The sequence below is a fragment of the Psychrobacter coccoides genome (assembly GCF_017498085.1).
Classification (GTDB): Bacteria; Pseudomonadota; Gammaproteobacteria; order Pseudomonadales; family Moraxellaceae; genus Psychrobacter; species Psychrobacter coccoides.
The window spans coordinates 190640-214802 of the sequence record NZ_JAGBKM010000002.1 but is presented as its reverse complement, the minus strand read 5'-3'; the positions used below and the strand labels follow the sequence as shown (position 1 = coordinate 214802).

Here is a 24163-nt window from a genome sequence, read left to right as displayed (position 1 = left end):
ATAGCCAAGTTATCATAAACTCGCTGCAACAGGAGCTAGGTGGCCTTCACTGCCGCTTGATGCGTATTCCATGTTTCAATCACATCAGTTATGTGCTCACCTTCCATATCGAGCACAGCAGGCGTTTGCTTCTGCTTTTTATTCATCAGCACAAACTTAGTCATCCCGACACTCATGAGCTGATCTTTGACAAAAAATCGATGCTCAAAATACACATATTTTTTATCCCAACCCACAAGCTGACTGTTCAACGTCATTTTGTCCAAAAACTTAATTTCTTTAAGATACACCATCTCTTGCATGGCGATGACCCAGTCTAGGGTTTTAATGCCTTTTTGGTGACAGCAAGCGATTAACCAGTGCGTGACATTAAGCTCAATAAAAGACAAGTAGCGATAATTGGGCAGATGATCCCGAAAGCCCATATCATGTGGCAGCACTCGATAATAACGGGTTGTCGGTACGCTTAAAGCCTCGACACTCAGGCGCTGGCTCAGAGACTGGCGCTTGAGTTGCTGCAGCAGCAGGCCATACATAATAAAAAATCGTAATAACATGTTCATAATGGACTCTCTTATCGTCTAAACTGTATTGTTTGGTGTTGGATAAATATGGCTTACCATAACGCAAAAAAGCCACTGTAGTGACTTTTTGCTGTTCTAAAATAGTTATACATGGTTTATATTCAAATGCGCTGGCAAAGATTAATGACCGCCGCCGTTGATACTACGCACCATTTCTTCCACCATTTTTTTGGCATCACCAAAGATCATCATGGTTTTGTCCATATAAAACAAGCTGTTATCCAGTCCTGCGTAGCCAGTACTCATCGAGCGCTTGATAACCATGACGGTCTGTGCTTTGGTGACCTCTAGTATTGGCATACCGAAGATAGGTGAGGCTGGATCATCTTTAGCAGATGGATTGACCACGTCATTAGCGCCAATGACCAACACCACATCGGTGCTAGAAAAGTCAGAATTAATCTCATCCATCTCGAGGATATCATCGTAAGGCACATCAGCTTCTGCCAATAGTACATTCATGTGTCCTGGCATACGGCCAGCGACAGGATGAATGGCAAAGCGCACATTAACGCCTTCCTCTTTGAGCAACTCATACATCTCTTTGACCGCATTTTGCGCACGGCCTTGCGCCATACCATATCCTGGGACAATAATCACATCATTAGCATTGGACATGAGAAAGCCTGCATCTTCTGCCGAACCTGATTTATAAGTCTTCGGTGCACTATCATCACCGGCGACCACTGCAGCTGTACCCATACCACCAAACAAGACATTGAGCAGCGAGCGATTCATGGCTTTACACATAATATATGACAAGATAGCGCCTGATGAACCGACCAAAGAGCCTGCGATAATCAGCATTGAATTGCCAAGCGTAAAACCAATACCGGCTGCGGCCCAACCGGAAAATGAATTGAGCAGCGATACCACCACTGGCATATCACCGCCTCCAATAGGCGCAATCCACATCCAACCAAAGACGACAGCAAGTACCGTCATCGCATAAAAAGCGGGTAATGAATCCGTCATAAAATAGACCGCACCAAAGCCAATCATTGCGACAAACAAAAGTCCTTGAACCGGCTTAACCCAGCCTCCTGCCAGGGTTTTAGCCCAACTCTTGGCGGCAAGCTTACCAAAAGCAAAAAAGGAAGCTGAAAAGGTAATCGCCCCGATAAAGCAGCCGATAAACAGCTCTAAACGAGTCACTGTACTGTACGCCTCTTCGGTATGCAGCACTGTTGCTAAGGCAATGGCCACCGCTGCTAGACCCACGAACGAGTGCATCAAAGCAACCGTCTCTGGCATCTGGGTCATTGCGACGGTTTTTGCTTTCCACATACCGACCACAGCACCCAATATCATGGCAGCGATGATCAGCCACATTACCGGACCTTCGGCTAAGAAGAAGGTGGTGACCACAGCGATCGCCATTGCTGCCATACCAAAGCGGTTACCCCGAATAGCGGTCTTTGGACTAGACAAACCACGCAAGGTCAAAATAAACAGTATCGCACCGATCAGATAAAACCAATCAGCATTGCTCGCTATGAGGGTGGTAAAATTACTCATGCCTCACCTCCAGAATCCTTAGTTGCAGGCGCTTTTTTTTCTTTTGGCTTAAACATCGCCAGCATACGTTCCGTAACAGCAAAGCCCCCAAAGATATTGATACTGGCCAAAAATACAGCAAAAGCACCAAGTAAGCTGGTTGGCGTAAACATTGAGCCATCGATATAGACAGTCTGTAGCATAGCGCCAACGATGACGATACTTGACAGAGCGTTGGTTACTGCCATTAATGGCGTGTGCAGTGCTGGGGTTACCCCCCAAACGACGTAATATCCAACAAAAATAGCGAGTACAAAAACCGTAAAAATCGCTACGAACGGGGTGCTGCCTATCGCATCGCCAGCTTGCGCTGCTGCTAAAATAGTGGCATTCATTTTATCCTCCTAATAATTGATTCATGACTGGTATATACCATATGATAAATATCCAGTATTTAGCGCTTGGCCAGACGCACTTGACCTTCGTGAGTCACTGCTAAAGCGCCTTGAATCTCATCATCCATATCCAAGTTCAATGCCAGCTCACTTGCTGCAACAGTGCCTTCAACGTCTGCTTCAGTGGCTACTAAAGTACTGATAAAGTTGACCAGGTTGTTGGCATATAAGTCCGAAGACTGCGCTGCGAGCATCGAGGGTATATTGGCGGCCCCAACAATACGTACACCACTGTCAGTAGTGACAATCTCATCTGCAACAGTGCCTTCAACGTTACCACCAGTACTAGCCGCCATATCAATCAGTACAGAGCCTGCTTTCATTTTTTCGAGCGTGGCTTTGTGCACCAAGCGTGGTGCCTGACGCCCCGGTATCTGAGCGGTAGTGATGACGATATCAGCCTGACTTAATGCTTTGTCTACCACCACTGCTTGATCTTTCATATACTGCTCTGAAGGTGTCCAAGCATAGCCACCTGTAGACTTGGCCTTTTCTGCCTCCTCGTCGCTCATGGGGACATCGAGCCATTTCCCGCCTAAGGACTCTACCTGCTCTTTGGCAGACGGACGCAGATCACTGGCCTCCACCACCGCACCTAAACGTTTGGCAGTAGCAATGGCTTGTAGACCTGCAACTCCGACGCCTAGAATGACCACCTTAGCAGGCTTAACTGTCCCTGCCGAAGTCATAAACATCGGAAACGGACGCGAGTATTCATTGGCCGCCAACAGTACGGCTTTATAGCCTGCAAGGTTGGCTTGAGAAGACAAAACGTCCATGTTCTGTGCCCGTGATAAGGTACGAGGCAACAACTCCATAGCAAACACCGTCGCACCCTTGGCTGCATAAGTATCCAGCTGAGCATTGCGATAAGGGTCGAGCATACCGATAACGATTTGCCCCTCAGTGAGGCGATCTATGAGATCAGCAGACAAGTCATGCACTACTGTGATAATTTGAGACTGTGCAACGACCTCGGCGCTATTGTTTGCAATGTCAGCACCAGCAGCTTGGTACAACTCATCAGCATAATACGCTGCCTGACCTGCACCTGACTCAATGATGACTTCAAACCCAAGTTTGCGTAGTTTTTTTACTGCATCTGGGGTTAGCGCAACACGGCCCTCGCCAGCCACATCTGCGCTGATTACACCGATTTTCATACCGTCTCCTTACGTCTACATACATTACTGTCCTATACGTTTGCTGTATCATTCTCAACACATATAGGGAAAAAAAACCGCTTCACTTGATAGCAAAGATACTGAAGCCAAGACTATCAATTTAAAAAATGATGACATACTTATCATCAAGTCTTTTTATTATAGAGACATCGTTTGCTAACTTTCATTGTCTATTGATGACCAACTAGTAAATAAAAAGTTATGGATTTCTCCTCTCTTTATAAACTTTGCTATGATATGTGCCAGTTTTATCGCTTATATCCCCAATTTCACTCTTCTGCAATAATAAAACCAAATACCGATAAACCGATGATACGGTAAGCAAAGCTTGCTCTATAAAATGCTATCCTAATTAAAACCTATAGACTGATAAGGAATGACCATGTATTTTTTACTCTCTCCTGCCAAATCTCTAAATGAGACAGATGAAGTCCCGGTAAACCTTGGCAATTACTATAGCCAGCCTGAATTGATCGAGCACTCACAAGCTCTGATCAAAATCCTAAAATCAAAAGAACCCATTGATTTACAAGAACTTATGGGCATCTCTGATGATTTGGCCCAGCTCAACGCTGATCGCAACCAAAAATGGCAATGGAGTCAAGACAAACCCTTTACCTTGGACAACGCCAAGCCGGCAAGCTACTTGTTTGATGGCGATGTGTATACAGGGCTTGATATGTATGGTATGGACAAAGAAACAGCCATTTACGTCAATGAGCACCTCGGTATCTTGTCTGGACTTTATGGGGTATTAAAGCCGCTAGATTTGATTCAACCTTATCGGCTAGAAATGGGCACCAAGCTAAAAAACGAGCGTGGTGATAACCTATATGAGTTTTGGGGTGATGAGGTGACTAAAGTCATCAATACCCGACTGGCTGATAGTGGTGACAAGATCTTGGTTAATCTGGCTTCTAATGAATATTTTAAATCAGTAAAAAAGAAGGCGTTAAATGCTAAGGTTATCACGCCCAGGTTTGAGGATGAAAAAAACGGCAACTATAAAGTGATTGCCTTTTATGCCAAAAAAGCCCGTGGTCTGATGGTGAAATACGCAGCGGATAACAAACTCACCAATGCGGAGCAGTTAAAGCAGTTTGATTTGGCAGGGTATTACTATGTCGATGAGTTGTCTGATGATAAGACATGGACATTTAGACGAGATGAGGCAGATGCGTAACTATTACGCTAAAAAGACTAAACTTGTATAAAAATCCCCCGATAAGCTTAGCCTATCGGGGGTTATTTTTAGAGAAAACCACATTAAAAACCTGCATCAAAAAAGCCCTGCTATCTTGCGATAACAGAGCTCTTAATAGTCGAACAGACTTTATGACGTCAATCATACTTCTAGCGAAAAGCGATTTGTCGAGGAAGACGAGCGAAAATAGTACCTATTGTACATTGAGCGCGTCTGACAAAGAGAAATCGCTTTGTAGCAGAAGTAGAATTACATCATGCCGCCCATTCCACCCATACCGCCCATACCACCAGCAGCGCCGCCCATAGCAGCCATTGGGTCTTCTTTCTCTGGTAGGTCAGTGATCATGGCTTCAGTCGTTAACATGAGACCTGCAACAGATGCCGCATTTTCTAACGCTGAGCGTGATACTTTGGCAGGGTCAAGAATACCCATATCCAACATATCGCCGTATTCGCCAGTCGCTGCATTGTAGCCATAGTTACCACTACCGCCTTTCACTTCGTTGACCACAACTGAAGCTTCTTCACCTGAGTTGGTCACGATTTGACGTAATGGCGCTTCCATCGCACGGCGTAGGATGTTCATGCCTGCATTTTGGTCGTCATTATCGCCAGTTAAGTCAGCCAAGGCGCTCATTGCACGCACCAGCGCCACACCACCACCAGGGACAACACCTTCTTCAACCGCTGCACGAGTCGCATGTAGCGCATCATCAACACGGTCTTTCTTCTCTTTCATCTCAGTTTCGGTCGCTGCGCCAACTTTGATGACCGCTACGCCGCCTGCCAGCTTAGCCACACGCTCTTGTAGCTTTTCTTTGTCGTAGTCAGAAGTAGACTCTTCGATTTGACGGTTGATAGACTCAACACGGGCGTCGATGTCTGCTTTTTGACCAGCACCATCGACGATGACGGTGTTCTCTTTACCAACAGTGACTTTTTTGGCCGTACCAAGTTGCTCGATCGTTGCTTCTTCTAGGTTTAGACCGATTTCTTCTGAGATAACTGTACCACCTGTTAGGATAGCGATATCCTGTAGCATGGCTTTACGGCGATCACCAAAACCTGGTGCTTTTACTGCACAAGTTTTTAGACCACCACGCATGTTGTTGACAACTAAAGTAGCCAATGCTTCGTTTTCTACGTCTTCAGCAATGATTAGCAGTGGTTTGCTCTGCTGCATGACTTGCTCAAGTAATGGCACGATTTCACGGATATTGCTGATTTTTTTGTCAACCAATAAGATGTATGGGTTTTCAAATTCAGCAGTTAGGCTGTCTTGCTTGTTGGCAAAGTATGGGCTGATATAACCGCGGTCAAACTGCATACCTTCGACCACTTCTAGGGTGTCTTCAAAGCTTGAGCCTTCTTCGACAGTGATCACGCCTTGCTTACCAACTTTTTGCATCGCTTGTGAAATCAACTCACCAATCTTAGGATCTGAGTTGGCAGAGATAGAGCCGACTTGTGCAATCGCTTTGTCATCATCTGCTGGTGTTGATAGCTCATGGATCTGCTTGACCGCTTCACGTACCGCTTTGTCGATACCACGTTTTAGATCCATTGGGTTCATACCAGCGGCCACTGACTTCATGCCTTCTTGCAAGATTGACTGCGCCAATACTGTAGCGGTCGTCGTACCATCACCTGCTACATCATTGGTGCGGCTAGCGACTTCACGAACCAACTGTGCGCCCATGTTTTCAAATTTGTTTTCAAGCTCGATTTCTTTGGCAACAGAAACACCATCTTTAGTGATGGTCGGTGCACCAAATGACTTATCGATCACTACATTACGACCTTTAGGGCCGAGCGTGACTTTTACAGCGTTTGCTAAAACGTTTACGCCATCCATCATTTGTTTACGGGCATCAATGCCAAACTTTACGTCTTTTGCCATGATAAATTGCTCCAATAAGTAGTTATTTTGTTTTATTAGATAAATGCAAAGGTATGAAGACTAAATTTAGCCTTCTAGTACACCCAACACATCAGATTCTTTCATAATCAGTAGCTCTTCGCCGTCAACCTTTACTGTTTGACCAGCATATTGACCAAACAAGACTTTGTCGCCAACTTTTACATCGAGCGTGCGGACTTCGCCATTGTCACGAATCTGGCCATTACCTGTTGCCAACACTTCACCTTGTGATGGTTTTTCTTGTGCTGAACCTGGCAATAAAATACCACCAGCAGTTTTTTGCTCTTCTTCTACGCGGCGAACAACAATACGGTCATGTAAAGGACGAATGTTCATCGATATGACTCCAAAAGTTAGTTGAGTTAAAAAATGACTTGGTTTCATGGTCTCAATGGCCATTATCTCGGATGTGGCTGTCGCCAGAATACCTTAATAGATATGCCTTGAGCTTGTATCAAAAAGTGGGGGCAAGGTAGGTTTGGTTCAAGTGTAAACTCAAAAAATATTATAAAATTACCTTAGAAGATGCCAAAACATCCCTTAATACACTTGACCCGAAAAATTATAGCTATATTTTTCAAGTACTTATAAGAAAACTTAACTTTATCAGCTATCGGTATTACTGGTCATAAAAAGTTACTAAACGTAAGACGGTAATGAGGTTGGCCAGTGTGTAGTAACACCATTGACAAGACTTAAACCACTACGGCTGCTCTAGACCTTGAAAATGTAACAGAGTATGACCATTATAAGTACTGACAACATAATAAAATAAAAATTTAAACCCATTAAGGAATACACATGTCTGCATTATTTTCTATCAACCATTCTTCTCATAATACAAGTCGTAGTAAGCCTAAACTTCTATCTATGTTGACGACAGGAGTGAGCATTGCTGCTATCGGAGCCTTAAGTATGACCGCCCCTACCCTTGCCAGCGCAAAAACAATACAACCTTCAAGTGCCAACTATAGCTTTACGGTAGAAGACAAATACAAAGGGACTGCCACTCGTACCCTTAATAAATCAGGCAACACGTGGAAGTATGATGTCAAGGCTCGTGTGGCTGGCGTGGCCAGTGCGGCACAAAATAGCACCTTTACCTTATCGGGTAATAATGTCACCCCAGCCCACGCCAGTACGACTTATAAGTTATTTGGGATTGGACGTACTCATAAGTTGAATTACAATCCTGCAAGCAAGAAAGTCGCCAGTACTTATCGCGGCAAAACTGTCAATATGGACATGGCGCAGCAGGCTTTTGATGATTTAAGTTTGGAAGTGCAAATCCGTCAGGACTTACTGAACGGTAAATTTTCTGGTAACTACCATATGGTAAGAAAAGATAAAATCCAAAAAACACCATTTAAGAAGTCTGGTAATCCTAAAGTGACGGTCCCTGCTGGTACCTTTGATACGGTGCGTGTCGATCGGGTTCATGATGATAATAGCCGCTCTACCAGTTTTTGGTTAGCGCCTAGCTTAGACTACCTACCAGTAAAGGTCACACAGGTCAATGATGGCAAAAAAATGGACTTGGAGTTGACGAAAGTCAACTAAATGACAGTTTAGTCCTCAATAATTATTAACGACTCACATAAAAAGGCGGCGCTCTAAATGAGAGCGCCGCCTTTTTATGTTTTCAATCCTTTTTGCTTTTAAGATACGAAACTTATCTAGCGAGAACGTGGCTGTTTGACGACATTATTCATTGAGGGCAAGCGTTTTAACAAAACAAACAGCCAGACATTGATGGTCAATAACAATAAAAAATCAACCAAGTAAACGCCCAACTCAGCCCAGCTACTACCATAAGCTCTAGTAAAGAGTACCACGCCACTTGCCCCCAAATAAACCAGAGTAAACATACTGCCAACAAGCAGCGCATAAGGTGAGCGCCCTCGTAGTATCCAAGGGGATAAAATTAGAGCCGGTATCAGCCATAACGCCTGCCATGCAATACCGCCAACGACATTCGGGCTCATCGGATTAAAAGTACTGATTAATACTGGCAACCCAAGTAAGCGATAGGCAACCCACAGCAGCCAAGTATAAAACAAACGTTGACGAACAGGGGCAATGGGTTTTTTTAGTTTAGTGGCCTTGGTAGGCTTTTGGTCAGTCATCGCTTTGGTTGGCTCAGTATTAGACACCGCCGCATCATCCGTGAGTACTGACGATGAGGAGATGGCTTTATCACTGTTATCGGGGCTATTAGACATCAGAGAGGGGGGGGTTCCTAAGTTGTAGCACTATGATCAGTAGAAAAGCTGGGGTTATTGACGCCATTGGGCTTGTGCCAACGCCTTAGCACTAATAGCGAGACGTCGACCTTGGGCGATGGCCAGCTCACGCTCATCATCAGACACGGGCTCATCATGTGCTGCGCCACTGACATGACTGGCACCATAAGGCGTACCACCACGACTGGTACGGTTGAGCGCCGGTTCTCCATAAGGGATACCCAAGATCATCATACCATGATGAATCAGCGGCAACATCATCGTCAACAGCGTCGTTTCTTGTCCGCCATGCATTGAGCCTGTAGCCGTAAACACTGACGCTGGTTTGTTTTGTAGGTTGCCCGCCAGCCATAACGTCACCGTATTGTCCCAAAAATACTTCATGGGTGCAGCCATATTGCCAAAGTGCGTCGGACTTCCTAAAGCAAGCCCTAGACAGTCTTTTAAATCCTCTGTCGTGCAGTACAGATCGCCTTCATCAGGAATCGCAGGCTTGCTCGCAGTAGTCTCAGGGGCAACTGTGGGCACTGTACGAATACGCGCTGTCATACCAGCCTCCTCAATACCTTGAGCGATTGCATAGGCCAATGTTTTGGTCGTACCATGACTGGAGTAATAAAGCACTAAGACATAAGGTGACGTTTGATTCATTGACAGCGATTCCTTATAAAACTCTTGATGTTCGTAATCTTAAAATGGATGGTAGTGGTTTATCTTTATACTTTTTTAATGCATACGCACATTATGCCCCAGTCACTTATCGACATGCAAACCACCTTACTTTGTATTATTTTGCATCTTATGTTTATAAGCTGCAGTTTTAGGAATCCATCATGCGCATGGTCATGTATTTTGACACAATTAAAGGGCAGATGATAACGGTAGATTTTTGTTACACTGTCGTTACTCTTATTGCTGCTAGATGGACAACATGGAAAATTTATTAAAAAAACTTCCGTTTGCGCATAAACACTGGTTTAGCTTTTTGCGTTTTTTGATACGGCACTTCTTCGAGGACAATTGCCAACAAAAAGCGGCCTCCCTAACTTATACCACCATGTTGTCTATCGTCCCGATACTGACTGTGCTACTGATGATATTGTCTTCTGTGCCAGCGCTGGCTTCCGTCAGAGCACAGATTTATGAAGTGATTTATAGCAATTTATTACCGCAGTCAAGCCTGCAGGTTAGTGAGTACATCAATAACTTTGCAGAAAAGTCCACTAATCTGACCGCTATCGGTGTCATGATATTGTTTGTCACCACCATTATGACGCTAACCACCATTGAGCGTGCTTTCAACCAGATCTGGCGAGTAGAAGATCGCTCAGGTGGACTTAAAAGCATGCTGCGCTACTGGACCATTGTCACCTTAGGGCCGCTGGTGCTAGGCACAGCGTTTATTGTTTCAAGTACAGTGCAGAGCCTGAGTTTTTTGAACCGACAATTTGCTGGCTATGGTATTGACTGGTCGTTTTGGGTGCAGATAGTGTCAATTGGAGTCACGGTTGCTGGCTTTATTGCGATGTATTGGTTTATACCTAAAGCACGAGTGCCTGCCAAAAATGCAGCGATTGCAGGTGTTTTTGTGGCTATTGTTTTTGAGCTACTCAAACATGTATTTGGTACCGTCATGACCAACTTTACCAGTTACGAAGCCATTTATGGGGCTTTTGCTGCTCTGCCGATTTTTTTATTGTGGATTTACTTGTCGTGGAATCTGATTTTGTTGGGCGTTGAGATCAGTTATACCTTAACCATCTTTGAAACCGAAGAGGTGTACCCTCGTCACCCACTATTAAGCTTGCTCGATATGCTCAATTTAATTTATCGCAGTCACTTAGAAGGTAACGCTGTCAGTGAGCAAGAGCTACGCAGTGTGCTTGGTCGTAAGGAACTCCCAAAATGGTATACCTATATCAACTATCTAAAAGACAGTAAGCTGATTGCGACGACAGAAGATGATGAGTATGTGCTAAAAAAAGACCTTAGCCGAATGAGCTTATGGGACTTTTATCGCACCTTACCCTATCCCCTTCCCATCAAAGATGAGCTCGATGAAATTCAAAACCAAGACATCAAACCTTGGCTAAGCTTATTGGTGCAGCGCTTTGAAAGTACTGAAGCTTATGCCAAGCAGCAACTTAACTTACCTTTGGCTGCTATTTTTGCAAGCAGTCAACCTAGGAAAAAATCGCAAGACATCAAGCGATTTGCTGATAACAAGCAAACCCAACATCACTCCACAGCAAACCGGGCGCCAGACTTTGAGCCAGCTGCCTATGATGAAAACAGCACGCTCGAATGCGACAATAACCACCAAGAGATACTAATCCCAAAAAACACTAGCTATAATAAACCTGATGTCCCTAAGAGCAAGGCTCAGCACGATGCCAAACGCCTGTTTGGGGATGATAAAGACAATATTATTACTGAAGCGGATAACCCCCAACCCAATAAGTAGTGTCCGTTTAATAAGATCTGCTTGATGATTAAAACATTCAATAAAATATCTGAGCGGCGTTTATCCTTGAGTCTGCAGGACGCCTAACGCTCTAAACACACTTTGGAGACATGGCAGTGAGTGAAAAGCCAAAAACCCCCATGCCAACACGAATGCTGAACGCTTTTTTGCATGGGCTCAAGCAGCTGCCTCAACTTTGGTCGTTACAGACCCTCACGGACTTACCTGATCGATTAAAAAACCTATGGCAGCAGTTAATTGGTTCTTATTGGTTTATTCCCACTACTTTTGTATTGTTGGGTATTCTTTTGGCACCGATATTGGTCACCATTGATCAGCATTTTGATCGCAAGACGGTCAGAGATTTAAGCTTTGCCTTTACTGGTGATGACGAAGCGGCACGTGCCATCATGACCTCGATTGCCGGTGCGGTATTGGGTGTGGCAGGGACAACCTTCTCTATTACTATCGCTGTGCTGTCGATGGCTTCGTCACAATTTGGCCCGCGCCTGCTGCGTAACTTCTTGACGGACACCTCCAATCAGTTGGTGCTTGGCGCTTTTATCGGTACTTTTAGCTATAGTCTGCTGGTACTAAAATCGATTCATAAGCATGATGTAGCGTTTGGCGTGCCACAGTTAGCAGTCACCTTTGCCATCATCATGGCGATCACCTGTGCGTTACTCTTGGTTTATTTTATTCAGCACATGGTCCACGCTATTCAGGCGTCTCACGTGATTCAGGGCGCAAGCAACGAAGCGATTAGAAACATTAATTATTGGTATCAGGATCACTGCGACCTTCAACATCAGCATAATGTAAAGGCTGCCCAGTCAGATATTGAGCAGTATCAAACATGGGTTACCTCTCCTATCTACGCACCGCTCTCAGGGTATCTCCAACAAATTTATGTAGAGTCATTGACGACATTAGCGCTCGATTATGGCGGCATCATTAAGCTGCGTAGCAACCTTGGCAGCTTCGTTACCAATAAAAATATTATTGGTTATTTTTATCAGCGCCCAGCAGACCATCCAAGCCTATCACAAAAGACGGAAACCTCGCAGTTGGCAATCACGCCAAGCGCCCCTGATGGGGTGTTTTGGCAGCGGTTGGCCACTTGTATCCATATCGAGCGCCGCTCATCTCACTCCAATGACATTGCGTATAGCTTGGGACAAATTACTGAAATCGCCATTCGTGCTCTCTCGCCTGGCATTAACGATCCAAAGACAGCGGTAAACTGTGTCCAATCACTGACCACTTGTTTGAGTGTTATGCTGCGCAGAGAGCCGCCCAGCCCCTATCATTTTTATACGCCTTCATCAGAACAAACCAATCTTGATAACCACCCTGATAATAAAGAGGCGAACGCCACTGTTCAGCCGCAACCCGTAGCGATATTGTCCGTCATTACCAAAACACCTACCATTTCTGACTTTATTGATACCTCGCTTGGTGAGGTGCGTCGTTACGCTATCTCAGATCTCATGGTACTCAAGGCTTTATGTCAAGCGCTCACCAATCTTAGCTATGCCCAAGTCAATGACGCACAAAAAAAGACCTTGCTGCATGAACTGACATTGATTGAACGCACAGGAGAAGAAAACCTAAGTTATAGCGAGCTGATCACAGACCTAGTCGCTATGACGCAGCAAGCGAGAGACTTCATCGAAAGTGAGGACGCTCAATGGCATTATTTTGAGTACGTGGGTGAGTTTGCCGGCCATATTCGGCAAGAACTACAAAAAGGCTATTCTTAATTTTAATACGCCTTAAAAGGGTTATGGTGCTGCTAAAGTAGTGATACTAAATACAGGCTATACAGCCTCTAGCGAAAGGTACAAGCAAAAAAACTTATGCCCGCCTAGGGTCTGTTTTATTTAGGGCGTATTGAACATTCACCAGTCGGTACTACTGATAGCGTTAGTTGCCACTGAAAAAATCAAACTTAGAGCAAACCTTTGCGCCTCATATTACGATACACCACGATGACAATAATAATATTTAAGATAAGAATGAGCAGTTTAAACCAGTCAAATGGCGTGTTAATCAGGTAATAAAGCTCAACAGGGATAAATATCCCATAACCAATGACGCTAAACCAGTAAGCCCATGTTTTGTCTTGCCACAAGCCATAAGCCTCAATAAAGCGTAAGCTGATATAGGCAAATATCAGCAGCATAAACATTGACCAGTTTTTGCTGGCTTGTTGAGCAATCTCAACCACATTCTCAATCTGCGGGGTCAGCAACTTGCCAAACATCTGCTGCCATGACTCTGTCGCAGTCTCTAGCCACTGCTCGAGATCCTTATGCCACAGCCACAATGCACCAGCGCCCAACATTGCCGCAGTGCCTTTTATAATCTCATAAATAGCCACTACCTTAATTGAGTCACTGGACGCATTGGCTTTATCGCTATCATCAGACAGCTGTGAGTCACGCTCTCGCGGCGGCAGCTTAGCCAAAGAATGTCTCCAACACACGTCCGTGCAGGAGTTGATTGAAAAATGGCGTGTTTTTGCCATTTGACCTCATAGTCTTTGTGGTTGCTTGCCATTCGAGATTGGGATCGACCAGTACTGCGCCACCAAGGTTTTCATACTGACTTTCAATACCGGCGATTTTTGCAGGGTTTAGACAGATTTTATCTACCAACTGCTCAGCCGTGAGCACCTCATCACGTACCAGCTGACAGGCCAGCGCCATAAAAGTATCAAAGTTTGAGATACCTGGTGTACTCTCAGCAAAGGGCGCTTTTTTGGCGGTACTGTTGAGAGGCTCATGATGGCTACAAATAGCATCGATCGTGCCGTCTTTTAGGCCTCGGCGCAGCGCTTGTTGATCAGTATTACTACGTAACGGAGGCAGCACATAAGCTTGTGCATTAAAGCCTTCTAAATTATCGTCCGTCAAATGCAGCTGATGCATGGCGACATCACAGGTTACAGGCAATCCTTTGTCTTTTGCCCAACGCATCAACTCTACTGAAGACTTACAGCTAAGCTGGCTAAAATGTGCCGCAATACCTGTTTCTTCTACCATAAGCAGCTGCGTTGATAATGCGACTGTCTCAGCGATCCACGGAATACCTGGAAGACCATGATAAGAGGCAATATAACCTTCATGCGCCACGCCTTCATTAGACAATGTAGGCTCATCAGGATAAAAGAACACCTTCATATCAAAAGTTGCGGCATATTCTAATGTACGCAGCAGTACCAAGTCGTTTTTAAAAGGTCTACGGGCGTTTGAGACGGCGATACAGCCGCCTTTTTTTAGACCTGCAATATTAGAAGGCTGCTGTCCTTCTAAACCTGCTGTTAATGCGCCTAAAACATGAAGGTAGATGCCACCATCATCAAGTGCACGTTCACGCAAGCCTTTTAGCAGTGAGCCATTTTCTAATATAGGGGTGGTATCTGGTGGGATGACCACATGCAAAAAACCGTTGGCTCGAGCCGCCTGACCTTCTGACGCCAAGGTACCATGCTGTTGCTGCCCAGGCTCACGCAAGCGAGCACACAGATCGACCAGCGGTGGTAATAACCATGTCTTGCGATCAGTAGTGAGGCTTTTTAGCTTATCGAGCGCTGGTGTTGATAGTGAGTTTTTGAATGCATCAGGACGTAGGTCAGTGATGTTTGTATCGGTAGAGAGAGGGGTGGTCATGAGCTATATTACCGTATCAATAAAGTTATAAGAGGACATCAACTATGGTCAGTTCAAAATAAAGCCGTTATCACTTTAAGCGCACTACTGGTATAAGTTTTACTGGCGTGCTGTTGTCACAGAGGCTACGAAAAATTCATCCCAGTAATGCCATATTATTTTAAAATGAGTCAGCTGTAGGGTGCGAAACTATTGGTTACGAGCGGCTTGATGAGCACGCTGCCCTTCCATAGCCAGTGACAATACTGCCATTCGAATGGCGACACCATTACTGACTTGTTGCAAAATCAAAGACTGCTCACCGTCTGCCACACTTGATGCGATCTCAATTCCTCGGTTCATTGGGCCGGGGTGCATCACTAACGCATCAGGTTTGGCCAACGCAACTCGCTCAGGCGTTATGCCATAGTGTTTGTAGTATTCACTAGAAGACGCAAGTAATGGTGAGCCAATGCGTTCGTTTTGAATACGTAAGCCCATAATGACATCCACATCAGTCACACACTCATTCATATCCTCATAGACAGACACCCCAAAACGCTCAATACCTTTGGGTAACAAAGTACGCGGTGCAATCACTCGTATGTCTTTCACCCCCAGTGTTTGTAATGCGCTAATGTCTGAGCGTGCCACCCGTGAGTGCTTGATATCACCAATGATAGCGACAGATAGCTCTTCAAATGGCCGCGGCGCTTCACGATGAATCGTGAGCATGTCAAGCATACCCTGAGTGGGGTGCGCATGCCAGCCATCACCGCCATTGATGATGGCAATATCAGGCGTGACCTCCGTAGCCATAAAGTGTGCAGCGCCTGATGCCGAATGCCTGACCACAAAAATATCAGCCGTCATGGCTTGCAAGTTCCACAATGTATCACGTAGACTTTCACCTTTTTTGGTACTTGAACGGGCAATATCAATATTAAGCACATTGGCACCCAGACGCTTTTCTGCTACCTCAAAGGTGGTACGTGTACGAGTTGACGGCTCAAAGAACAGATTCATAACTGTACAGCCGTCAAGCTCAGGCCTATTGATCAGCTGACCGTTGTCATCAAAAAAAGTCTCTGCTTTTGCTATAATTCTTTGTAGCTGGGCTTTATTTAGTCCTTCGACACCCAAGAAGTGACGAAGGCTGCCATCCGTATTTAGTTGCGGACGACTCAGTGAGGTATTGAGCTTCTTGTGGATGACCTCATGATCAAACTTGGCGTATTTAGACGGTGAGATGGTGCTACTATTGACAGAGTTTGGCATAATACGAGTCTTTATCAGTGGTTTATATTGAGATTATGATATTTTTATCGTGACATCACAGCAACCATAAATACAGATACAAGGACTTTTTCATACTTATTTGCTACACTTTACGTCAGTAAAATAAGTTGCCTCACAGGTATAAAACAATCAAAACTGTACGAAGGCGTGTTAAACATCAATCCTTATCCAATGGTGACTATAGTGTAGCTGATTTTGCAGTCAGTACAAACATACTGCCTACGCTATTTGACCATTTATTACTTATTTTGCACGCCACAATGACATCGTTGGTGCACCTTAGAAGTGCTGGCGTGTTGCTTTCTTTTAAAGCACAGTTGCGCAGCATCAAAGGGACGCAGCACGCAAATAAACCTTATACCTGTAGCATGTGCAGAGACCCATACCTTTTTTTATCTTCAGCTGACCACAGTTGACCGTCATTTAAATATTTAACAGACTCTCACCTCTTACCTTTTAGGAAACATTATGACCACCTTAGCACATTACTTAAAAACGCACGCCGTCGACGCTGCCGTCAGCGATGTTATCACTACGATCACAGAGGTGGGTAAAACCATCTCTCAGCTGCTAAAAAAAGGCGCATTGGCTGACATCTTAGGAGAGGCTGGCAATCAAAACGTACAAGGCGAAGAACAAAAAAAGCTTGACGTACTGGCCAATGACTTATTGTTAGAGGCTTTGGCAAAAAACACCCACTGTGCTGGCGTGGCCTCAGAAGAGCTAGATGACGCCACCCCTGCCAATGCTGATGGTAGATTGTTGGTATTGTTTGATCCTCTTGACGGCTCATCAAACATTGATATCAATATGGCAGTAGGTACTATTTTTTCTATTTTACCGTATCAGCGCCAAGGCCAAACCAGTGAAAACAGCGACTTTTTACAAGCAGGTCAGCATCAGCTGGCGGCAGGCTATTTACTCTATGGTACCTCTACTGTCTTAGCACTTACAGTAGCTGATGACGTCGTGATGTTTAGTTTAGATCCAGATACCAATGACTATGTGTTGATCAATGACAATGTAACAATTGACGCTGACACCAGTGAGTATGCAATCAACAGCTCAAACTATCGCTATTGGCTTGCACCGATGCAGCAGTATATCGATGAGCTAATCGCAGGGAGTGATGGTGTTCGTGGCCGTGATTTCAATACTCGCTGGGTGGCAGCAATGGTCGGTGATGTACACCGTATCTTATGCCGAGGTGGGCTATTTACCTATCCGTTTGACACCAAGTATGCAAACAAAGCAGGTAAGCTGCGTTTAATGTATGAAGCCAACCCTATGAGCCTACTCATTGAACGTGCGGGGGGCGCGGCTACTGATGCCACCAATCGCATCTTAGATATCATCCCCACTGACATTCATCAGCGGGTTCCTGTGGTGCTGGGCAGCAAAAATGAGGTGGATTACATCAAAGACTTACATGTAAATCATTGCAAATAAATGCTTTATTGATGACCTGAGAACATACTTTAAACAGATAATCGACAACAGCCATCTCTATCCTAATAAACCTACAAGTTTTGAGATGGCTTTTCTCTTCTCTTGCACCCTCTCCCTCTTTAAACGCTCTATCCTTAAGTGATTATTATGGCATCAAACCCTACTGAGTTTATTACTTCAGACAAAAACAGCACTGTAAAACTGGTGAAAGCACTGTTGACTCAAACGCGCCAACGTAAAAAACATGGTCAGACAGTGCTCGAAGGTGTGCATCTTCTCGATGCCGCACTGCGTAGCAACTGTCAATTAGAAGCTTCTTCTTTTAACCAGGTTTTGATTGCAAAGTCAGCGATGAACCACATAGAAGCCCAGCACATCCTACAGCGTTTGCCCACTCATGTTCCCATACTTGTTCTAGCAGATGCACTCTATCAAAGTATCCGTAGTCTTGGCACAGGTATTGACATCATGGCGACGATAGACATACCAACAAACATCCTGCCTGTGATACATAGTGACTGCTTGATTCTCAATGATGTACAAGATAGCGGCAATGTCGGCACGTTGCTACGTACAGCCGCCGCCGTTGGTATTCCTGACGTACTGTGCACCACCGCAACTGCCCAAGCTTGGTCTCCTAAGACATTGCGGGCAGGCATGGGAGCACAGTTTGGTTTACATATTTATGAGAACTTAAACATAGAGGAGGTTTTAGATAAGGTAAAAGTACCACTACTGGCAACCAGCTCACATACGGATACTCTTATCTATGAGCACAATCTGCGAGGGCCAGTAGCTTGGATTATGGGTCATGAAGGACAAGGCGTTGCTGATGATTTGATGCAATGCGCCACTCCTATTGCATTACCTCAGCCAAATGGACAAGAAAGCCTGAATGTCGCCATTGCAGGATCACTTTGTATGTACGAGACCTTACGTCAGCGGCATTATAATTAAGACAAAAAAATCCCGCCATCTTTATAACCATATGATGGCGGGATTTGTATAAACTATGACGGTAATAAGTGATAACTTACAGCTTGCTGGTTAGCTCAGGCACTGCTTCAAATAAGTCAGCTTCTAAGAAGTAATCAGCCACGCTAGCGATCGGTGCTTCTGGATCATTATTGATAGCAACGATTACTTTAGAGTCTTTCATACCTGCCAAATGCTGGATGGCACCAGAGATACCAGCAGCGATATAGAGCTGTGGTGCGACAATTTTACCTGTCTGACCGACTTGCATATCGTTAGGGACATAGCCTGCGTCAACAGCTGCACGTGATGCACCAATGGCAGCGCCCAATTTGTCTGCTAATGGCTCGATGTATTTGGTAAAGTTTTCACCATTAGCCAGCGCACGGCCACCAGAGACAACGACTTCAGCTGAGGTCAGCTCTGGACGATCAGATTTGGCCATCTCTTCATTGACGAAGCTTGATTTGCCAGCATCTTGTACATTATCAACCGCCTCAACAGTTGCCGAGCCGCCTTCAGCAGCGACCGGATCAAACGCTGTCGCACGGACGGTTAATACCACCTTATCTTCTGTGGTTTTTACCGTGGCTGTAGCATTACCAGCATAGATAGGACGTTCAAAGGTCTGAGCGTCTACCACTGCAGAGATCTCTGAGATCATACTAACATCAAGTAGGGCGGCTGTACGTGGCATAAAGTTTTTGCCCGTGGTAGTAGCAGCAGCGACGATATGGCTATAGTCTGCTGCAATATCAGCAACCAATAGCGAGATGTTTTCTGCCATCTGATGCTCATATGCTGCGTTGTCTGCTAGCAGCACTTTGCTCACGCCTTCAGCTTTTGCCGCTTCGTCAGCCGCAGCTTGGCAGCCACTACCAGCAACCAACACGTGAATATCATCACCGATTTGCTTTGCAGCAGCGATAGTATTTAAAGTTGCCTTTTTTAGACTGGCATTGTCATGTTCTGCATATACCAAAATTGCCATTTTTTATATCCTTTATTTGTTTATTCGTTTCATCATGAATTCACAGCGCTTTAAAACGTCACATCAAAAGTTTAATCACTTTATAGATGCTTTAGTCTTTAGTAGAAGGCTAAATAACTTTTGCTTCGTTTTTTAGCTTATCAACCAATTCATCAACCGAACTCACTTTGATACCAGCTTGACGCTCAGCAGGTGGTACCACTTTGATGATCTCTTGCTTAGAGGTCATATCAACACCGAAATCTTCTGGCGTTTTTTCATCAAGTGGCTTTTTCTTCGCTTTCATGATGTTTGGTAGCTTTGCATAGCGTGGTTCATTCAAACGTAAATCAGTGGTGATCACAGCAGGCAGTGACAATGCTACAGTTTGTAGGCCGCCATCTACTTCACGAGTAACGTTGACTTTATCGCCTTCAACTTTAACTTCAGAAGCGAAGGTGCCTTGACCGATACCCATCAAAGCGGCAAGCATTTGCCCCGTCTGGTTATTGTCATTATCAATGGCTTGCTTGCCCAAAATAACGATGTCTGTGCTCTCAGATTCAGCGATGTTTTTTAGGATCTTTGCCACTTGTAGCGGATAAGTTTTGGCATCTGTTTGTACCAAAATCCCACGGTCAGCACCTAGCGCTAAAGCGGCACGAATCTGCTCTTGCGACTCTTTTGGTCCGATTGAAGCCACGATGATCTCGTCAATCACACCTGCTTCTTTTAAGCGAACCGCTTCTTCAACAGCAATTTCATCAAACGGGTTAATAGACATCTTAGTGTTAGATAAATCCACACCAGAGTTGTCAGCTTTTACACGAACTTTTACGTTATAATCAATAACACGCTTGACCGCGACTAATGCTTTCATACGTTCCTCGTTTATTAATGTTATGAATTAAAAATGATAAATCAAAATCATGGGCCCATTGTCGTTCAACATCTCAATCTTGCTTAAAAGATAGTAGCACAGTGAGCAAAGACTCCTTAGCGTAATAATATATCAGAGCTGAGCACAGATACATAGTACTGGCTGTTAAAAGACTTTATCACATTGAAACTGACGGTTATTTAATAGACAGATATATCTTGCGTGACCAACCCAATAAGGTCAAGACAGCGCCGTGAATAATGCGTCATAAATTTGTCACCATTTCTACAAAACGCCGTTATGCCCTTATTAAACGCTCAACTCACTTCCAGTTGTCGTTGCCCATAGAGCCATCCAGCCTCTAGCTAATAGCCCTTCTTATCTGGTCGCGAAATCAGCGATATTAATACGGCTTCACTTTAGATATTTACGCTTTGCTCCTACCAACCATTCACTGTCACGCACATCCTGAAATAAGGACTCGTCGGGGGTGGCATCATTATTTTTTATCACACTCATATCCCCAGTCGTTTCCATAATCACTACAAACACTTCAGATTTGGATTTAATGCCGTTTTTTCGTAATACTTGCTGTACATCACTGGTGCTCAAGTTGGCTTCTTTAAGGTTATCCAATAGATACTCACCATGAGCCATCAAAATAATAGGTTGATTATCGACCAAGGCTTTTAGCGGCTTAGCCTTACGCCTTACCATGGAAACGACAGCTTGGATAAGAAACAGCACTCCTACTGCAAATAAGCCTTGCAATAGTGAAGGAGAGTCGGACAGTACCGTTGATGCTAATATACTACCTATCCCTACAGTCATCGCAAAATCATGGCTCGATAGTTTAGAGAAGCTGCGTAAGCCCATAAAACGGGTAAAGACCATCAAGCCAACATAAAAACCGATCGCTGACAGCAATATACCAACGATCTGCTGCCAGTTAATTGTGAACCATGTTCCCCAATCCATATCGCTCCCCACTGTTTTATTATTCAAGGCTGATAGTCAAGTGTGGGACTTACGCTTATATTTTCATAGACTTAGAAATATTTTTACCACAAAAAAAGCAACCTGAGATAAGGTTGCTTTTAATATAAAGTCTAAACAGTATGCTTATCGTTCAGCAACAGATAACTCTGTGCTTACAGCATCTCTTGGTCATAAAACCGACTGATCAATCAGTCTAGTTGTTACGGCGTCAAGATTATAGCGCTTCGATTTGCTCAGCTTGTGGGCCTTTTTGACCTTCACCTAAGATAAAAGACACTTTTTGGCCTTCAGCTAAAGTTTTAAAACCACTGCCTTGGATAGCGCTGTAATGAGCGAATACATCTTGTCCGCCATTGTCTTGAGCGATAAAACCAAAGCCTTTAGCTTCATTAAACCACTTTACTGTGCCTTCAACTTTCTCTGACATAATTTTTCCTAACTCTTTACGATTGGTGAGAAGTAGCTCTTCACCGATTAATTGACAAATACTCATTTGATTTTTAAGCGATTGCTCGAACGAAGCAGAAAACAAACCTGTATAGACTACTTAATGCTTGTACCTAAATCCATGAGTACAGAGGTAGTATAGCACCTTTTAGAGCCAATACCAGACTAAATTATAGAGTTTTGTAAATACTTGGCCCAATAAAAGCAGCCGCTATCTATTTGAATACTCGTAGTATTTTAGGTAGCGATGGGCAACCAGGGTGAGGACAGCACCAAGATACATAGCGCAAAAAATATCAATGAGAAGGATTGGCTATAAGCAATATATTTGGTAGGTATAACCAAATCTTGCGGTGAGTCTGGAATACCTTTACGTTTGAGTAAGCGCGTACCATAGACCCAACCAAAGACGGTATAGATACTATAAGCTGCTGGTACAGCAATCGCCAATGGTGTGAGGTCAATCATATATAGGGCGACAGTGGAGACAAAAAACCATGCCGTATCCAGTAATGAACTCAGTTTAAACAGTGGTGACTTAGGGAGTTTACCGGCTGTTTTTTTGAGCATCTCGCCTTCTATCCAAATCAAAACGGCTACCACAGCGCTGAGAGTCACATATATGAATTGCGGCGTTAGCCAGTCAAGATTAGATATTTGCACGACACACAACCTTTAATTTTAGAGTTTAACTAGAGCGTCTATATTGGGTAGCCACTACTACTTTTCAAGCACTTCATAATCACTATGGCATATTATTCTTTATAAAAGACATTAAATACAATCTGAGATTTACTTGATGACTCCATACAGGTCGCAGTAAAAAGCCCATGCTATCAGTGATAACACGGGCTGTTGAACTTCATCTAACTACTGATAATTAGAACTAGTTCTTTTCTTTATCAATGATTTTGTTACTACCGATCCAAGGCATCATAGCACGCAGCTTGGCCCCTGTTTTTTCAATCTCATGCTCAGCGTTGTTACGACGACGTGCTGTCATAGATGGATAGTTGGTTGCCCCTTCACTGATAAACATTTTGGCATACTCACCAGACTGGATACGTTTTAGAGCATTGCGCATGGCTTCACGTGATTGCTCGTTGATGACCTCTGTACCAGTTACATACTCGCCATATTCAGCGTTGTTACTGATTGAGTAGTTCATATCGGCGATACCGCCTTCGTACATCAAGTCAACGATCAGCTTTAGCTCATGTAAACACTCAAAGTAAGCCATTTCTGGTGCATAGCCTGCTTCTGTTAGCGTTTCAAAGCCCATTTTTACCAGCTCGACAGCACCGCCACACAGTACTGCTTGTTCGCCGAATAGGTCAGTCTCGGTTTCATCCTTAAACGTCGTCTCGATGATGCCTGAGCGACCACCGCCAACACCAGCAGCATAAGACAAGGCCACTTGTTTGGCTTGGCCTGAAGCATCTTGATAGATTGCGATGAGGTCAGGTATGCCACCGCCTTTGACAAACTCAGAGCGTACAGTATGTCCTGGTGCTTTTGGCGCTACCATAATGACATCGAGATCACTACGTGGTTCGACTTGGTTGTAATGGATCGCAAAACCATGAGCGAAAGCCAGTGTTGCGCCTTCTTTAATATTCGGTTCGATCACATCACTATATAACTCTTTTTGGAACTCATCAGGGGTCAAGATCATCACCACATCAGCAGCGGCAACGGCATCAGCAACTTCAGCAACCTTTAGGTCTGCATTTTCGGCTTTTTTCCATGAGCTTGATCCTGCACGTAGGCCGACAGTGACATCTACACCAGAGTCTTGTAGGTTTAGTGCGTGGGCATGCCCTTGTGAACCGTAGCCGATGATGGCCACTTTTTTCCCTTGAATAATTGAGAGGTCACAATCTTTATCATAATAAACATTCATAGGTAGAGTCCTTTTCCTTCAACATGGATAAGCC

General features: G+C 44.4%; 23 protein-coding genes. 6 read left to right on the top strand and 17 right to left on the bottom strand.

Features of this window, described 5'->3' with window-relative positions; genetic code table 11:
* Positions 1–35: 35 nt before the first annotated feature.
* The 4 genes from J3492_RS02495 to J3492_RS02480 form a co-directional block, all read right to left on the bottom strand.
* Entirely contained in the window at positions 36–563 is a 528-nt protein-coding gene (locus J3492_RS02495) for an acyl-CoA thioesterase (protein ID WP_207989436.1), read from the bottom strand.
* 141 nt (positions 564–704) lie between these two features.
* Entirely contained in the window at positions 705–2102 is a 1398-nt protein-coding gene (locus tag J3492_RS02490; protein WP_207989433.1) for an NAD(P)(+) transhydrogenase (Re/Si-specific) subunit beta, read from the bottom strand.
* A complete protein-coding gene (locus J3492_RS02485) occupies positions 2099–2476 on the bottom strand; it encodes a proton-translocating transhydrogenase family protein (protein ID WP_207989431.1) in 378 nt (125 codons plus the stop codon). The genes J3492_RS02490 and J3492_RS02485 overlap by 4 nt, the downstream gene beginning before the upstream one ends.
* A 59-nt stretch (positions 2477–2535) precedes the next feature.
* Entirely contained in the window at positions 2536–3699 is a 1164-nt protein-coding gene (locus J3492_RS02480) for a Re/Si-specific NAD(P)(+) transhydrogenase subunit alpha (RefSeq protein ID WP_207989428.1), read from the bottom strand.
* Positions 3700–4102: 403 nt separating this feature from the next.
* Here J3492_RS02480 and yaaA point away from each other — a divergent pair, with 403 nt between their 5' ends.
* On the top strand, positions 4103–4903 hold the full coding sequence (yaaA, locus tag J3492_RS02475; protein ID WP_207989426.1) for a peroxide stress protein YaaA: 801 nt from the start codon (positions 4103–4105) through the stop codon (positions 4901–4903).
* A gap of 270 nt (positions 4904–5173) precedes the next feature.
* Here yaaA and groL read toward each other — a convergent pair whose 3' ends face one another.
* Both groL and J3492_RS02465 read right to left on the bottom strand, forming a co-directional pair.
* Positions 5174–6826, bottom strand: coding sequence for a chaperonin GroEL (groL, locus tag J3492_RS02470; RefSeq protein ID WP_207989423.1), 1653 nt, complete (start codon positions 6824–6826; stop codon positions 5174–5176).
* 66 nt (positions 6827–6892) lie between these two features.
* Positions 6893–7183, bottom strand: a complete 291-nt coding sequence (locus J3492_RS02465) for a co-chaperone GroES (RefSeq protein WP_207989421.1) — start codon at positions 7181–7183, stop codon at positions 6893–6895.
* 465 nt (positions 7184–7648) lie between these two features.
* Between J3492_RS02465 and J3492_RS02460 the strand changes: the two genes are divergently transcribed.
* Entirely contained in the window at positions 7649–8407 is a 759-nt protein-coding gene (locus J3492_RS02460) for a DUF3108 domain-containing protein (RefSeq protein ID WP_207989418.1), read from the top strand.
* 116 nt (positions 8408–8523) lie between these two features.
* Here J3492_RS02460 and J3492_RS02455 read toward each other — a convergent pair whose 3' ends face one another.
* Positions 8524–8973, bottom strand: coding sequence for a hypothetical protein (locus tag J3492_RS02455; protein ID WP_207989503.1), 450 nt, complete (start codon positions 8971–8973; stop codon positions 8524–8526).
* A 150-nt stretch (positions 8974–9123) separates the two neighbouring features.
* The gene (wrbA, locus tag J3492_RS02450; protein WP_207989416.1) at positions 9124–9741 is read right to left on the bottom strand and encodes an NAD(P)H:quinone oxidoreductase; all 618 of its coding nucleotides are present in this window, start codon (positions 9739–9741) and stop codon (positions 9124–9126) included.
* 280 nt (positions 9742–10021) lie between these two features.
* On the opposite strand from wrbA, the gene J3492_RS02445 reads away from it, so the two are divergent.
* Positions 10022–11554 (top strand): YihY/virulence factor BrkB family protein, encoded by a 1533-nt coding sequence (locus J3492_RS02445; RefSeq protein WP_207989414.1) that lies wholly within the window; start codon positions 10022–10024, stop codon positions 11552–11554.
* Between the two features lie 110 nt (positions 11555–11664).
* Entirely contained in the window at positions 11665–13317 is a 1653-nt protein-coding gene (locus J3492_RS02440) for a DUF2254 domain-containing protein (RefSeq protein WP_207989411.1), read from the top strand.
* 188 nt (positions 13318–13505) lie between these two features.
* Here the strand turns inward: J3492_RS02440 and J3492_RS02435 are convergent, their stop codons facing one another.
* The 3 genes from J3492_RS02435 to J3492_RS02425 all read right to left on the bottom strand — a co-directional run bounded on the left by J3492_RS02435 (position 13506) and on the right by J3492_RS02425 (position 16485).
* Entirely contained in the window at positions 13506–14024 is a 519-nt protein-coding gene (locus tag J3492_RS02435; RefSeq protein WP_243453055.1) for a DUF2127 domain-containing protein, read from the bottom strand.
* Positions 14017–15228 carry a dihydroorotase gene (locus tag J3492_RS02430; RefSeq protein ID WP_207989407.1) on the bottom strand — a complete coding sequence of 404 codons (1212 nt, stop codon included), beginning with the start codon at positions 15226–15228 and terminating at the stop codon, positions 14017–14019. The genes J3492_RS02435 and J3492_RS02430 overlap by 8 nt, the downstream gene beginning before the upstream one ends.
* Before the next feature lie 189 nt (positions 15229–15417).
* Positions 15418–16485 carry an aspartate carbamoyltransferase catalytic subunit gene (locus tag J3492_RS02425; RefSeq protein WP_207989401.1) on the bottom strand — a complete coding sequence of 356 codons (1068 nt, stop codon included), beginning with the start codon at positions 16483–16485 and terminating at the stop codon, positions 15418–15420.
* A 489-nt stretch (positions 16486–16974) separates the two neighbouring features.
* Here J3492_RS02425 and J3492_RS02420 point away from each other — a divergent pair, with 489 nt between their 5' ends.
* Together J3492_RS02420 and J3492_RS02415 are read left to right on the top strand one after the other, a co-directional pair.
* Positions 16975–17955 carry a class 1 fructose-bisphosphatase gene (locus tag J3492_RS02420; protein WP_207989399.1) on the top strand — a complete coding sequence of 327 codons (981 nt, stop codon included), beginning with the start codon at positions 16975–16977 and terminating at the stop codon, positions 17953–17955.
* A 147-nt stretch (positions 17956–18102) separates the two neighbouring features.
* Positions 18103–18912, top strand: a complete 810-nt coding sequence (locus J3492_RS02415; RefSeq protein WP_207989396.1) for a TrmH family RNA methyltransferase — start codon at positions 18103–18105, stop codon at positions 18910–18912.
* Positions 18913–18988: 76 nt separating this feature from the next.
* On the opposite strand, the gene J3492_RS02410 is transcribed toward J3492_RS02415, so the two are convergent.
* From J3492_RS02410 to ilvC, 6 genes are all read right to left on the bottom strand, one after another.
* A complete protein-coding gene (locus J3492_RS02410; protein WP_207989394.1) occupies positions 18989–19921 on the bottom strand; it encodes an electron transfer flavoprotein subunit alpha/FixB family protein in 933 nt (310 codons plus the stop codon).
* Positions 19922–20030: 109 nt separating this feature from the next.
* On the bottom strand, positions 20031–20780 hold the full coding sequence (locus J3492_RS02405; RefSeq protein ID WP_207989392.1) for an electron transfer flavoprotein subunit beta/FixA family protein: 750 nt from the start codon (positions 20778–20780) through the stop codon (positions 20031–20033).
* A gap of 414 nt (positions 20781–21194) precedes the next feature.
* Complete coding sequence (locus J3492_RS02400; RefSeq protein ID WP_207989390.1) at positions 21195–21758, bottom strand: DUF421 domain-containing protein; 564 nt, start codon at positions 21756–21758, stop codon at positions 21195–21197.
* 235 nt (positions 21759–21993) lie between these two features.
* Positions 21994–22206 carry a cold-shock protein gene (locus J3492_RS02395; RefSeq protein ID WP_207989388.1) on the bottom strand — a complete coding sequence of 71 codons (213 nt, stop codon included), beginning with the start codon at positions 22204–22206 and terminating at the stop codon, positions 21994–21996.
* Positions 22207–22463: 257 nt separating this feature from the next.
* On the bottom strand, positions 22464–22889 hold the full coding sequence (locus J3492_RS02390; RefSeq protein ID WP_207989386.1) for a hypothetical protein: 426 nt from the start codon (positions 22887–22889) through the stop codon (positions 22464–22466).
* A gap of 223 nt (positions 22890–23112) precedes the next feature.
* Positions 23113–24129 carry a ketol-acid reductoisomerase gene (gene ilvC, locus J3492_RS02385; protein WP_207989384.1) on the bottom strand — a complete coding sequence of 339 codons (1017 nt, stop codon included), beginning with the start codon at positions 24127–24129 and terminating at the stop codon, positions 23113–23115.
* Between the last annotated feature and the right edge of the window lie 34 nt (positions 24130–24163).

Excerpts from the sequence above, each read along its gene's own strand:
- yaaA (WP_207989426.1), top strand. The coding sequence starts at position 4,103 with ATGTATTTTTTACTCTCTCCTGCCAAATCTCTAAATGAGACAGATGAA.
- J3492_RS02490 (WP_207989433.1), bottom strand. The coding sequence starts at position 2,102 with ATGAGTAATTTTACCACCCTCATAGCGAGCAATGCTGATTGGTTTTAT.
- J3492_RS02405 (WP_207989392.1), bottom strand. The coding sequence starts at position 20,780 with ATGAAAGCATTAGTCGCGGTCAAGCGTGTTATTGATTATAACGTAAAA.
- J3492_RS02485 (WP_207989431.1), bottom strand. The coding sequence starts at position 2,476 with ATGAATGCCACTATTTTAGCAGCAGCGCAAGCTGGCGATGCGATAGGC.
- J3492_RS02495 (WP_207989436.1), bottom strand. The coding sequence starts at position 563 with ATGAACATGTTATTACGATTTTTTATTATGTATGGCCTGCTGCTGCAG.
- J3492_RS02415 (WP_207989396.1), top strand. The coding sequence starts at position 18,103 with ATGGCATCAAACCCTACTGAGTTTATTACTTCAGACAAAAACAGCACT.
- J3492_RS02430 (WP_207989407.1), bottom strand. The coding sequence starts at position 15,228 with ATGACCACCCCTCTCTCTACCGATACAAACATCACTGACCTACGTCCT.
- J3492_RS02400 (WP_207989390.1), bottom strand. The coding sequence starts at position 21,758 with ATGGATTGGGGAACATGGTTCACAATTAACTGGCAGCAGATCGTTGGT.
- ilvC (WP_207989384.1), bottom strand. The coding sequence starts at position 24,129 with ATGAATGTTTATTATGATAAAGATTGTGACCTCTCAATTATTCAAGGG.
- J3492_RS02440 (WP_207989411.1), top strand. The coding sequence starts at position 11,665 with ATGGCAGTGAGTGAAAAGCCAAAAACCCCCATGCCAACACGAATGCTG.
- wrbA (WP_207989416.1), bottom strand. The coding sequence starts at position 9,741 with ATGAATCAAACGTCACCTTATGTCTTAGTGCTTTATTACTCCAGTCAT.
- J3492_RS02465 (WP_207989421.1), bottom strand. The coding sequence starts at position 7,183 with ATGAACATTCGTCCTTTACATGACCGTATTGTTGTTCGCCGCGTAGAA.
- J3492_RS02445 (WP_207989414.1), top strand. The coding sequence starts at position 10,022 with ATGGAAAATTTATTAAAAAAACTTCCGTTTGCGCATAAACACTGGTTT.
- J3492_RS02480 (WP_207989428.1), bottom strand. The coding sequence starts at position 3,699 with ATGAAAATCGGTGTAATCAGCGCAGATGTGGCTGGCGAGGGCCGTGTT.
- J3492_RS02410 (WP_207989394.1), bottom strand. The coding sequence starts at position 19,921 with ATGGCAATTTTGGTATATGCAGAACATGACAATGCCAGTCTAAAAAAG.
- J3492_RS02460 (WP_207989418.1), top strand. The coding sequence starts at position 7,649 with ATGTCTGCATTATTTTCTATCAACCATTCTTCTCATAATACAAGTCGT.
- J3492_RS02455 (WP_207989503.1), bottom strand. The coding sequence starts at position 8,973 with ATGACTGACCAAAAGCCTACCAAGGCCACTAAACTAAAAAAACCCATT.
- J3492_RS02420 (WP_207989399.1), top strand. The coding sequence starts at position 16,975 with ATGACCACCTTAGCACATTACTTAAAAACGCACGCCGTCGACGCTGCC.
- J3492_RS02425 (WP_207989401.1), bottom strand. The coding sequence starts at position 16,485 with ATGCCAAACTCTGTCAATAGTAGCACCATCTCACCGTCTAAATACGCC.
- groL (WP_207989423.1), bottom strand. The coding sequence starts at position 6,826 with ATGGCAAAAGACGTAAAGTTTGGCATTGATGCCCGTAAACAAATGATG.
- J3492_RS02395 (WP_207989388.1), bottom strand. The coding sequence starts at position 22,206 with ATGTCAGAGAAAGTTGAAGGCACAGTAAAGTGGTTTAATGAAGCTAAA.